The following is a 12,397-nucleotide window of genomic DNA, read 5'->3' on the forward strand; positions in this document are numbered from 1 at the left end:
AAAGTCGAGTTAGTTTTGTAAACGATAATTCTTTCAAGATGTGATGATATCTTCTTTCAGATAGGGTAATCCGTTACACTTGCTGACTGACATTATTAATCCCGAAGACTTTTCAGGAGTATGAGTTCCATGTATCAAGAACTGATCCGCAGTGAATTATCCGAAGCCGCAGTTACGTTGGCTCACTTCCTCAATGATGATGCAAATATCGACGCCATTCAAAAAGCGGCGGTTTTACTGGCGGATTCATTCAAGGCAGGAGGAAAAGTGCTTTCCTGTGGTAATGGTGGTTCGCATTGTGATGCCATGCATTTTGCGGAAGAATTGACCGGTCGCTACCGTGAAAATCGACCAGGATATCCGGCCATTGCGATTTCTGATCCCAGCCACTTATCTTGCGTGAGCAATGACTTTGGTTATGACTATGTATTTTCCCGTTATGTTGAAGCTGTCGGTCAAAAAGGCGATGTACTGCTGGGCATTTCAACTTCTGGGAACTCTGGCAACATCATTAAAGCGGTTGAAGCAGCTCGAGCTAAAGGAATGAAAGTCATTACTCTGACGGGCAAGGATGGCGGAAAAATGGCAGGAACGGCAGATGTTGAAATTCGAGTACCACATTTTGGTTATGCAGATCGTATCCAGGAAATTCACATTAAAGTCATTCATATCTTGATTCAATTGATTGAAAAAGAGATGGTAAAAGCCTGATTGCAGTTTATTAGGGGTAATCAATGTGTGAATTACTTGGCATGAGCGCCAACGTGCCAACAGATATCGTTTTCAGTTTGAGTGGTCTCATTCAGCGTGGTGGACATACCGGCCCGCATAAAGACGGTTGGGGAGTGACCTTCTATGAGGGATTGGGATACCGGACATTTAAAGATCACCAATCCAGTTGCCATTCGCCTGTGGCCCGATTTGTACAAGGCTATCCAATAAAATCAGAAGTGATTGTCGCCCATATCCGTCAGGCAAACAGTGGTCATGTTTCCTTGGTCAATACCCATCCATTTACCCGTGAATTGTGGGGAAGGTATTGGACTTATGCCCACAATGGTCAACTTAAGGGATACAGTAAGCTGAAAACAGGTAATTACCGGCCGGTGGGTGAGACAGACAGTGAATGGGCATTTTGCTGGATATTGCATCAATTAACGTTGAAATATCCCAGGCAACCTTCTAATTGGTCTGCGGTATTTAAATTTATTGCTTCCCTGGCGGATCAACTGAGAAAGAAAGGTGTTTTCAATATGCTGCTGTCAGACGGGCAGTTTGTCATGGCTTACTGTTCGACTCAATTGCATTGGATTACTCGTCGTGCCCCTTTCGGCAGGGCTAAATTACTTGATCAGGATGTTGAAATCGATTTCCAGCAGCACACCCAGCCAGGGGATGTCGTATCCGTGATTGCCACCCAACCTTTAACCGGAAATGAAGTTTGGCACCGTATTGAATCAGGTGACTATGTGCTATTTCATCTTGGAGAGAGAATAATTTGATGCTCTGTTCCAAAAGGGTGACTGGTTTTCTGATTTTACATTAATCACATATTGCCCGCCTAATTACGTTAACTGTAGCAGGAATGCTATTTTGGACAAAATACGCATAAGGCGGGCTGTCATTGTTTCCAAAACAAGCCATCGTCGTTATTTTGGTGCCGCTTTCATTAAATTCTTGCCGGAATATCCTTTTGATTTATCGAACTCAGTGGGAAGACTGAAATTAACAGCGCGATAATTAATTTTTGATTAAAAATTGCTCTGGTGTAGAGAAAAGTGATAGAAACATTCGTCTTTATCGAATGGTTGACGGTTTAGCAGAGAAATTATTTTTATTTGCTTGAACTGTGTCACTTGATTAATCAGACAGTCAGTGGGGGAGGTGTTAGAATTACCCCGGCGAAAATTAAGAGAAACTTTGTAACGATTATCGGAGTGAATAACTTGAGACATATATTGCTCAAGGTTTTTTGTATTACTAGAGTTGCTGCATTACCTCACGGGGATACCGCAAGGTAATCTGTAGTATATGATTTAACTGATAAACTTGTGCAAATCTTATGATTAAAATTAAAAAAGGACTCGACCTCCCGATAGCAGGAGCGCCTGCCCAAGTTATAGAAGATGGTCCGACTATTCGCCATGTGGCTTTACTGGGTGAAGAATATGTTGGAATGCGTCCTTCTATGCTGGTTAAGGAAGGTGAGCATGTCAAAAAAGGGCAAATTCTTTTTGAAGATAAGAAGAATCCCGGAGTTGTTTTCACGAGTCCCGCAAGCGGGAAAGTTGTCACCATTGGACGTGGTGAACGTCGTGTTTTGCAATCCGTTGTTATTGAAGTGAGTGGCGATGAGAAAGTCACATTTGATCGCTATGAACGTGCTGAACTTGCTAGCCTGAGCCGTGAACAAGTAGAGAAAAATCTGCTTGTGTCAGGATTGTGGACAGCGTTGCGTACACGTCCTTTCAGCCGCACCCCTGTCTCCGGTTCCACACCAAAGGCAATCTTCGTTACGGCAATGGATACCCAGCCACTGGCCGCTGATCCACTCGTCGTTATCGCAACTCAGGAAGAGGCTTTTGTTGATGGCCTGAATGTTCTGTCAAAATTGACAGAGGGGAAAATCCACGTTTGTTACGGCGCTGGAAATATTCCAACAGTGGGAAATAACGCTCAAATCACCTATAACCAGTTTGCTGGCCCCCATCCAGCCGGTTTGGTGGGCACTCATATACATTTCATTGAACCAGTTAGTGCCCAAAAAATGGTTTGGCATCTGGGTTATCAGGATGTTATTGCTATCGGTAAATTGTTTACCACGGGTGAACTTTACACTGATCGTGTGGTGTCTCTGGCGGGGCCACAGGTTAAATCACCCCGCTTAGTACGTACTCGCTTGGGCGCTGATTTGCTGGAATTGACGCAAAATCAGCTGCAAGAGGGTGAAAACCGTATTGTTTCTGGTTCCGTACTGTATGGTACAAAATCAGATGACGTTCGTCATTATCTTGGCCGCTTCCATACGTTAGTTTCTGTACTTGCTGAAGGTCGGGAAAAAGAGTTGTTTGGTTGGATTGCACCAGGCGCTAATAAGTTCTCGATTACCCGTACTACCATCGGCCACTTCCTGAAAAAGAAACGTTTTGCTTTCTCAACCACAACAAACGGTGGAGAACGTTCTATGGTGCCCATTGGCAACTATGAACGTGTCATGCCTCTGGATATTATGGCAACTCACCTGTTGCGTGACTTGCTTGCAGGTGATTCTGATAGCGCTCAGGCGCTGGGTTGTCTGGAGCTGGATGAAGAAGATTTGGCATTGTGTACCTATGTTTGCCCAGGCAAATATGAGTACGGTCCAGTACTGCGTGAAGTGCTGACGAAGATTGAGCTGGAAGGGTAATTCATGGGCCTGAAAAATTTATTTGAAAAAGTAGAGCACCACTTTGAGGCCGGTGGCAAACTGGAAAAGTATTATCCTCTCTATGAGGCAGTAAGCACCGTTTTCTATACGCCGGGCACAGTGACAAGAGGGAATGCCCATGTCCGTGATGCCATCGATCTCAAGCGCATGATGATCCTGGTGTGGCTGTCTGTTTTCCCGGCGATGTTTTGGGGCATGTATAACGTCGGAAATCAGGCAATACCTGCTCTGACGCATTTATATAACGGAGATGCCTTACAGCAGGTTTTGGCTTCTGATTGGCATTACATGCTTGCTCAGTACCTTGGTGCATCATTAACACCGGATGCAGGGTGGGGCAGTAAGATGCTGTTGGGAGCGGCCTACTTCCTGCCAATTTATGCGGTTGTGTTTGTTGTTGGTGGCTTCTGGGAAGTTTTGTTTGCCATTATCCGCAAACATGAAATCAACGAAGGTTTTTTTGTTAGCTCCATTCTGTTCGCATTGATTGTTCCACCAACACTGCCATTGTGGCAGGCGGCTTTGGGGATTACTTTTGGCGTGGTGATTGCGAAAGAGATCTTTGGTGGTACTGGTCGTAACTTCCTGAACCCAGCCTTAGCGGGTCGTGCTTTCTTGTTCTTTGCTTATCCCGCCCAGATTTCAGGTGATTTGGTTTGGACTGCGGCTGATGGTTTTTCTGGCGCAACGCCGTTATCCCAATGGGCTACTGCGGGTAGTCACGGTCTGATCAATACCATTACCGGGCAGCCAATCACTTGGATGGACGCTTTTATTGGTAACATTCCAGGTTCAATTGGTGAAGTCTCCACTTTGATGATTTTTATCGGTGGTGCCATCATTCTGTTTGCCCGTATTGCTTCATGGCGCATCGTTGCTGGTGTGATGATCGGTATGATTGCAACGTCTTATCTGTTTAATGCCATTGGTTCTGGCACTAACCCCATGTTCGCTATGCCGTGGTACTGGCATATGGTTCTGGGAGGCTTCGCTTTCGGTATGATCTTTATGGCGACTGATCCTGTATCCGCAGCGTTTACGGATAAAGGGAAATGGGCATACGGTATTCTGATCGGGGCTATGTGCATTTTGATCAGGGTAGTAAACCCAGCATATCCAGAAGGAATGATGTTGGCGATCTTGTTCGCTAACCTGTTCGCGCCACTGTTCGATTATCTGGTCGTACAGGCCAATATTAAGCGGAGAAAAGCCCGTGGCTAATGATAAACCAAAAAATAATGATAGCATCGGCAGAACATTCCTTGTTGTTTTTGTGCTGTGTCTTGTCTGTTCGATTGTGGTCGCCGGTTCAGCCGTAGGGTTGAAAGCGCAGCAACAGGAGCAGAAGCAGCTGGATAAGCAGCGTAATATTCTGGATGTAGCGGGTTTGCTAAAACCGGACATGACAACGGCGGAAATCAAAGAAATCTATAACAGTCGCATTCAGCCTGAATTGCTTGATTTGAAAACCGCAACGTTGCAAGAAAGCGCCGGTAATTTTGACTTGAATAATGCCCTGCGCAGTGACGAAACCAGTGTTGCTTTGTTACCAAAGCAAGACCTGGCAAAGATCCGCCGCCGTGCCAATATGGCTGAAATCTATCTGGTCAAGGATGAAAGTGGCAAAACGACTGAGCTGGTCCTGCCAATATACGGCTCTGGCCTATGGTCGATGATGTATGCCTTTATTTCCATTGACATCGATGGTGTCACATCTCACGGCATCACTTACTACTCTCATGGTGAAACCCCTGGTTTGGGTGGTGAAGTTGACAACCCACAATGGCGTAAGCAGTGGGTAGGTAAAAAACTCTATAATCCGCAAGGTATTCCGGCACTTAAGATCGTCCGTGGCGGTGCCGGTGATAACCCTTACGGTGTAGATGGGCTGTCTGGAGCAACCCTGACTTCTAACGGTGTTCAGCATATGTTTGATTTCTGGCTGGGTGATAACGGTTTTGGCCCGTTCCTGAAAAAAGTACGTGAGGGAGCCTTGAAAGATGGCTGATAGTAAAGAAATAAAACGAGTCCTGCTTGGGCCGTTGTTTGATAATAACCCCATTGCATTGCAGGTTTTAGGGGTGTGTTCAGCGCTGGCTGTGACGACCAAATTGGAAACTGCGTTAGTCATGACCATTGCCGTTACGCTGGTCACCGCGTTTTCTAGTTTTTTCATTTCATTAATTCGTAACTACATCCCCGGCAGTGTGCGAATCATCGTGCAGATGGCGATCATTGCATCTTTGGTTATCGTCGTAGACCAGATCTTGCGAGCTTATGCCTACGAAATTTCCAAACAACTATCGGTATTTGTGGGCCTTATCATCACGAACTGTATTGTCATGGGACGTGCTGAAGCTTATGCCATGAAAGCACCACCGGTTGAAAGTTTTATGGATGGTATCGGCAATGGTTTGGGCTATGGTGTGATTCTGTTGCTGGTTGGTTTCTTGCGTGAATTGTTTGGTTCAGGAAAATTGTTTGGTATGACGGTGCTGGAATCTGTCAAAAATGGCGGCTGGTATCAACCTAATGGCTTGTTCCTGCTGGCGCCAAGTGCGTTCTTCATTATCGGTATGCTGATTTGGGGTTTACGGACTCTGAAACCTGCGCAGGTTGAGAAGGAGTAACAAACAAAATGGAGCATTATATTAGTTTGTTTGTCCGCGCAGTCTTTATCGAGAATATGGCGTTATCTTTCTTTCTTGGTATGTGTACGTTTTTGGCGGTATCAAAGAATGTTAAGACGGCCTTTGGCCTTGGTGTGGCTGTAACCGTTGTATTGGGAATTTCCGTTCCTGCCAATAACCTCGTCTACAATCTGGTACTCCGTGATGGAGCGCTGATGGATGGGGTGGATTTGAGCTTCCTGAACTTCATTACCTTTATCGGGGTCATTGCTGCACTGGTACAGATCCTGGAAATGATCTTAGACCGTTATGTTCCGGCACTTTACAACGCGTTGGGAATTTTCCTGCCGTTGATTACAGTGAACTGTGCGATTTTCGGTGGCGTTTCATTTATGGCACAGCGTGACTATAACTTCGGTGAATCCGTCGTATACGGTTTCGGTTCAGGTATGGGCTGGATGCTGGCAATTGTTCTGATGGCTGCTATCCGTGAAAAAATGAAATATGCGGATGTTCCGGCAGGTCTGAAAGGATTGGGGATCACCTTTGTCACCACCGGCTTGATGGCATTGGGCTTCATGTCCTTTTCCGGTGTGCAGCTCTAAAGGCGAGAAGAATTCATGGATATAATTATTCTAGGCGTAGTCATGTTTACCCTGATTGTGTTGGTACTAACGGCCATGATTTTGTTCGCAAAATCGAAGTTAGTGAACACCGGGGATATTAAAGTTGAAATCAATGGCGATGAGGATAAAAGCTTCTCTGCTCCCGCCGGTGATAAATTATTGGGTATGCTTTCCAATCAGGGGATTTTCGTCTCCTCTGCGTGTGGTGGCGGTGGTTCTTGTGGCCAGTGCCGGGTGAAAATTAAGGAAGGCGGTGGTGATATCCTGCCAACGGAACTTTCCCACATCAACAAGCGCGAAGCAAAAGAGGGCTGCCGATTGGCATGCCAGGTCAATGTTAAACAAGACCTGAAAATCGAACTGCCAGAGGAAATTTTCGGTGTTAAGAAATGGGAATGTGAAGTTATCTCCAACGATAACAAGGCCACTTTCATTAAAGAATTGAAGCTGAAAGTTCCTGATGGGGAAGTGGTGCCATTCCGTGCTGGTGGTTACATTCAAATTGAATGCCCGCCCCATGTTGCCCGTTATGCGGATTATGATGTTCCACAAGAATATCGTGAAGATTGGGATAAATTTAATCTGTTCCGTTATGTCTCTGAAGTCAAAGAGCCGACGGTTCGTGCATATTCAATGGCGAACTATCCAGAAGAGCATGGCATTATCATGCTGAACGTCCGTATTGCAACGCCTCCACCAAGAAATCCAGATGTTGCTCCGGGTATCATGTCTTCTTATATTTGGTCGCTGAAACCCGGTGATAAGGTGACGATCTCTGGCCCGTTTGGTGAATTCTTCGCAAAAGATACTGATGCAGAAATGATCTTCATCGGCGGGGGGGCAGGTATGGCTCCAATGCGTTCTCACATCTTCGACCAACTTAACCGTTTAAACTCCAAACGTAAAATCTCCTTCTGGTATGGTGCGCGTTCTAAGCGTGAAATGTTCTATACCGAAGATTTTGATAGGTTGGCAGCGGAAAATGAGAACTTCACATGGCACGTGGCATTGTCAGATGCTCTGCCGGAAGATAATTGGGATGGCTATACGGGTTTTATCCACAATGTTCTGTATGAGAACTACCTGAAAGATCATCCAGCGCCCGAAGACTGTGAATTCTATATGTGTGGACCTCCAGTCATGAACGCTGCGGTCATTAAGATGTTGAAAGATCTTGGTGTAGAAGATGAAAACATCATGTTGGATGATTTCGGCGGCTGATGGTATACCCAATAAATTTTGGGTTGCAGCTAACATGATTTAACGACAAGCGCCCACATTTTGTGGGCGCTGCGATTTAGAAACAGCCAAAATAAGCCAGAAAGAGTAAGTTATGCTGAGTAAAAAAATGATCAACTGGGGGGCATTGCTGTTTGCAATGATGATGCTGGCGGCATGTGGTGGCCCTAAACAGCAAAACCTGAATGGGCAGACGATGGGGACTTATTACTCCGTCAAATATGTTGCTGATTCATCGACGCCTGCCCCAGAAAACCTGCAAAAAGAGATTGATCGCCTGTTGGAAGAAGTGAACGATCAGATGTCTACTTATCGGCCAAATTCTGAATTGAGTCGTTTTAATCAAAGCCGTGAAGTGAATAAACCATTTCCGGTATCTGCCGCTACAGCGAAAGTTGTCAAAGAAGCTATTCGCATCAATAAACTGACAGAAGGTGCGCTGGATGTGACTGTTGGTCCACTGGTAAATCTGTGGGGATTTGGGCCGGAAGGACGCATTACCAAGGCACCGACGGATGAAGAATTAGCGATGCGCCGTACCTGGACGGGGATCGATAATTTGTCTGTTGAAGGCAATAATTTGGTTAAATCCATCCCTGAACTGTATGTTGATCTCTCTTCCATCGCCAAAGGTTATGGCGTTGATGTTGTTGCTGAGTATCTGGGATCCCAAAATATCAAAAATTACATGGTTGATATTGGCGGTGAAGTTCGCACATCGGGCAGCAATGGCAAAGGAAATCCATGGCGGATAGCGATTGAAAAACCATCGGATAGTGGCATGGCACAGAGCGCTCAGGAGATTATTGAGCCGGGCAATATGTCTGTGGCAACATCGGGTGATTACCGCAACTATTTTGAACAGAATGGCGTGCGTTATTCTCACACCATTAATCCGAAAACCGGTAAGCCAATAACGCATAATTTGGTTTCAATTACCGTGATAGCACCAACTTGTATGAGTGCTGATGGTTTTTCTACTGGCCTGGATGTATTAGGACCAGAGAAGGGCATGGAAGTGGCTGAGAAGCTGAATATTCCAGTCTTTATGATCGTTAAAACCAAAGACGGTTTTGAAGAGCGTTATAATACCGCCTTTAAGGCATACTTACAGAAGAAATAAGAAAGGGGGAAAAGGCGATGGAAGTCTTTATTGCCACTTTTATCTTTTTCTTGCTGGCTTTTGCTGGCATGGCGCTGGGTTATATTTTTAAGCGCAAAAGCATTCAGGGAAGCTGTGGTGGTTTGGGAAGCATCGGCGTAGAAAAAGTGTGTGATTGTCCTGAACCTTGCGATGCCCGTAAAAAACGCATGGCGAGGGAAACCGCTCGTCAGGCACAGTTGGAGAAGAATCGCATTCTTTGACACTGTTTTGCCATCAAGCGAATTTGCAGTTAAAACAAGTGCCCTGCTGCCAGATAAACAGCGGGGTTTTTTTATTGTTTATTCAGGGATAGCTGCTCAATGCGTATCAAAAATGACATTCCCTGTGGGCTTGGTGTAAATAGTTTTTCACCGAGCTTATTGAGATACCCAAATTTTCCGCAACTTCTTGATAACGTAAGCCCTGGAGTTGGATGAGCAGAAATGTTTGTCGGACTTTTGCCGGAAGTTTATCCAAGGTTTCATCTATTTTTTCTAGCTGTTCTAACAGCATAAGTTGATTCTCAGAAGAGTTTGCTGAGATTTCAGGTTGTTCACTGACATATTCCAGATAATGGTCTTCCAGTTTTTTCCTGCGCCAGTAATTGGAGAGGGTTCTGCGCGCTATCGTCATTAAAAAGGCTCTTGGCTGGTGGATATTTTCAAGATCCGAAGATTGCATCAATTTGATGAAAACCTCATGGACGAGATCTTCAGCCTGATAGGGACAAGCACTGTTTTGTCTGATCCAGTTGCGTAACCAGTGATGGTAATCGATATAGAGTTTCTGGGTGATTTGATTGTGCTTAAATGTGCTTTTTTGCACCGCCATAATGATATTGCCTGATGGGATATAACTGATAATAGTTATTATTTGTATTTGCTGGGCGGAAGTCAATGTAGTCTAACCCTCTTTAGGTTAAGAGGGTTAGGAACGTGTCAGTTAGAATTGCTGTGAGATACTGAATTTGTAATTCCGGCCGATACCTGAAATTGTCCCTCCTGGCGTTCCCAGGTACGGATAGTAATCACGGTTGAACAGGTTATCGACAGTGACCCGTGCTTCAAATCCTTTTATAAAAGAAGGACGCCAGCTTGCAAACAAGCCGTGCAGGGCGTAGCCCTTACTTTTAGGTAGTGACCAAGAATCTGCTTTTGGATCTCCATCTATAGGGGAGCGATCTTGTTTGCGGATAAAATCACCTTTCCATCCCATTGACATCTGCCATTGCGGAATTTTAAACCCTAACATGGCATGGGCAGAAGTTGGCGGTATTTCCGCAATCCAGGTTTTATGCCCTAACCACGGATCACGTAGAGAAGCGTCACGTTGCCCACGCATGGTAGAGAACGATAATTTTCCAAACAAGGTGGAGCTGTCGTAGAACGTTTCTATTTCTAAGCCTTCAATCGTATATCTTGGCAAGTTGCGATAATTTCCCAATGATGTTCTACATGAATTACTTGATCCACTATCAAGTTGGGCTTTACAGTAAATACCACGTCTTCTAAAGATCTCATCTTTACCACGGTTACGGAATAAGGTGGTACGGATTTGCAGGCTATCATCTTCAAGTATTAAGTTATCGAAATCGAGAATTGCACCAAGACGTATTCCTGCCATTCTTTCGACGGCAAGATCGCGGCTGGATCCTCTAAGGCCACTAATGTTCCCTTGTACCTCATATTGTTCATCAACTATTGGTGCACGCCATGTACGGCTGATATCTGCAAACAATGAAAGGTTCTTATTTGTTTGCCACAGAATGCCTAAATGGGGTGACCAGCCGGTATAGGTTACACTGCTATAGTCATGATTAGATTCTGGCGATGTATCGTTATACAGTGGCGCGTTATTTTCTTTACCCCTATTTTTGACATGATCATAACGAACACCCGGTGTGACGGTGACGCTGCCTATTTTCAGGGAATCTTGCATATAGAAGCTGTAAGCGAATTGATCTCCAGCAGGCATATAGCCTGGTTGATAATAACCATAGTTATAGTTTTTGTTTTTTATTTTGTCCTTATTGAACATCAGCACATTGCGTTCATTTTTATGCCAACGGGTTCCCACCAGTAATTCGTGTTTAATCATACCGGTTGAGAATACGCTTTTGTTGTTGATATCAATCAGATTATCGGTGTAATCAACCCAGCTTTTATTACCCATTGAGCTACTAAAATAAGGGGAAGCATTTTCTGGGCGAGTATCGTCTTGTTTGGTTTTGGAATAGGCATAGAGCATCGTCAGGTTTAACCACGGGTTATTTTCTGGTGCGATATTCCATTTGGCAGTGTAGTTCTGATCAAGTTGATCACGAAAGACCAATTTTCTCTTCCAGGCGCCATCCAAACCGTATTTCTTTATATCAGCGGCTGATGGAACGGGCATCTCATCACGTTTGGCCGACCAAGGCTGCCAACCATCCGATTCAGATCGCATAGCAGACAGGCTAATCGTATGAGCGTCACTGGGATAAAAGTTGGTTTTCAATAAATAAGATATTTGGTTATTTTGTGAAAACTCAAAACGTGTGCCATCAGGGCGTTTAATATTGTGCCCATTTCGCTTGCTCACATAGAGCAACCCATCGGCAAAGCCATCGGGATCCCTGCCGTATATTGCGCCACTATTGATCCACTGTCTGTCATTTGTGTGGTAGCTTTGTTTGACAAAACCACCCCAATCTTCATCGGGGCGCAGTAAATCGTTCGCTTCTTTTGTCACCAGTTTGACCGAACCACCAAATCCACCATTGCCGTTAAGTAAATTGTGTGGCCCTTTATCAACCTCGACTCGTTTGATTAATTCAGGCTCAATAAAGACGGAACCCTGCATATATTTCTCAAATCCTTTTGGCGCATCGTCCAACGTGATTTTGATATCTTCCTGGTCGCCCATCCCCCAGATATTCAGTGTTTGCCCACCAGGGCGTGGAGAGCCTGACATTGAAACACCAGGAAGCTGGTCAAGTAACTGGGCAATATTATCGGCTTGAGTGCGGTCAATATCCGCTTTTTTGAGCACAGAACTTCCCGCACTGGTGCTGTTGTGTAAACTCTCAACAACGGAAAGTGTGGGTAATTTTATCACCTCATTTTTCTTTTCTGACTTTTGTTCTTTAGGATCTTCGGTTGCGTAAACAGCGCTGGAGAATGCCGCTCCCAATACTAATGTACCGGTTAAAATTTTCTGAACTATGGTAGCGATTGGGCGTTTTTCTAATTTTTGACTATTATTTGCCATAAATTTCCTGAAATGTGATCAAATGAAATATTTTCAAAGTAATAAGTCACCTGAGAAACTAAAAAAGGTAAATAAAAATGAG

Annotated in this window: 12 protein-coding genes; 10 read left to right on the forward strand and 2 right to left on the reverse strand. The window is 44.7% G+C overall.

Going from position 1 to position 12,397, the window contains the following annotated elements:
• The first annotated feature begins 129 nt into the window (after positions 1-129).
• From lpcA to nqrM, 10 genes are all read left to right on the forward strand, one after another.
• Entirely contained in the window at positions 130-711 is a 582-nt protein-coding gene (gene lpcA / locus IQ209_RS09240; RefSeq protein ID WP_193851027.1) for a D-sedoheptulose 7-phosphate isomerase, read from the forward strand.
• 23 nt (positions 712-734) lie between these two features.
• Complete coding sequence (locus IQ209_RS09245; RefSeq protein WP_193851028.1) at positions 735-1,502, forward strand: class II glutamine amidotransferase; 768 nt, start codon at positions 735-737, stop codon at positions 1,500-1,502.
• Between the two features lie 560 nt (positions 1,503-2,062).
• Positions 2,063-3,406: a Na(+)-translocating NADH-quinone reductase subunit A gene (locus tag IQ209_RS09250; RefSeq protein WP_193851029.1), complete on the forward strand. Its 1,344-nt coding sequence runs from the start codon at positions 2,063-2,065 to the stop codon at positions 3,404-3,406.
• 3 nt (positions 3,407-3,409) lie between these two features.
• The gene (locus IQ209_RS09255) at positions 3,410-4,648 is read left to right on the forward strand and encodes an NADH:ubiquinone reductase (Na(+)-transporting) subunit B (RefSeq protein ID WP_193851030.1); all 1,239 of its coding nucleotides are present in this window, start codon (positions 3,410-3,412) and stop codon (positions 4,646-4,648) included.
• On the forward strand, positions 4,641-5,435 hold the full coding sequence (locus IQ209_RS09260) for a Na(+)-translocating NADH-quinone reductase subunit C (RefSeq protein WP_193851031.1): 795 nt from the start codon (positions 4,641-4,643) through the stop codon (positions 5,433-5,435). The genes IQ209_RS09255 and IQ209_RS09260 overlap by 8 nt, the downstream gene beginning before the upstream one ends.
• A complete protein-coding gene (locus IQ209_RS09265) occupies positions 5,428-6,057 on the forward strand; it encodes an NADH:ubiquinone reductase (Na(+)-transporting) subunit D (RefSeq protein WP_193851032.1) in 630 nt (209 codons plus the stop codon). The genes IQ209_RS09260 and IQ209_RS09265 overlap by 8 nt, the downstream gene beginning before the upstream one ends.
• Positions 6,058-6,065: 8 nt before the next feature.
• Entirely contained in the window at positions 6,066-6,662 is a 597-nt protein-coding gene (gene nqrE, locus IQ209_RS09270; protein WP_193851033.1) for an NADH:ubiquinone reductase (Na(+)-transporting) subunit E, read from the forward strand.
• 15 nt (positions 6,663-6,677) lie between these two features.
• The gene (gene nqrF, locus IQ209_RS09275) at positions 6,678-7,904 is read left to right on the forward strand and encodes an NADH:ubiquinone reductase (Na(+)-transporting) subunit F (protein WP_193851034.1); all 1,227 of its coding nucleotides are present in this window, start codon (positions 6,678-6,680) and stop codon (positions 7,902-7,904) included.
• 157 nt (positions 7,905-8,061) lie between these two features.
• Positions 8,062-9,045: an FAD:protein FMN transferase gene (locus IQ209_RS09280; protein WP_370588413.1), complete on the forward strand. Its 984-nt coding sequence runs from the start codon at positions 8,062-8,064 to the stop codon at positions 9,043-9,045.
• A 17-nt stretch (positions 9,046-9,062) separates the two neighbouring features.
• Positions 9,063-9,287: a (Na+)-NQR maturation NqrM gene (nqrM, locus tag IQ209_RS09285; RefSeq protein ID WP_074020165.1), complete on the forward strand. Its 225-nt coding sequence runs from the start codon at positions 9,063-9,065 to the stop codon at positions 9,285-9,287.
• Positions 9,288-9,393: 106 nt separating this feature from the next.
• On the opposite strand, the gene IQ209_RS09290 is transcribed toward nqrM, so the two are convergent.
• Both IQ209_RS09290 and IQ209_RS09295 read right to left on the reverse strand, forming a co-directional pair.
• On the reverse strand, positions 9,394-9,897 hold the full coding sequence (locus IQ209_RS09290) for a sigma-70 family RNA polymerase sigma factor (RefSeq protein ID WP_193851036.1): 504 nt from the start codon (positions 9,895-9,897) through the stop codon (positions 9,394-9,396).
• A gap of 111 nt (positions 9,898-10,008) precedes the next feature.
• Positions 10,009-12,315 carry a TonB-dependent hemoglobin/transferrin/lactoferrin family receptor gene (locus IQ209_RS09295; protein WP_193851037.1) on the reverse strand — a complete coding sequence of 769 codons (2,307 nt, stop codon included), beginning with the start codon at positions 12,313-12,315 and terminating at the stop codon, positions 10,009-10,011.
• Positions 12,316-12,397 lie beyond the last annotated feature (82 nt).

Origin of the sequence: Xenorhabdus sp. BG5, assembly GCF_015163665.1 — a bacterium.
GTDB lineage: Bacteria > Pseudomonadota > Gammaproteobacteria > Enterobacterales > Enterobacteriaceae > Xenorhabdus.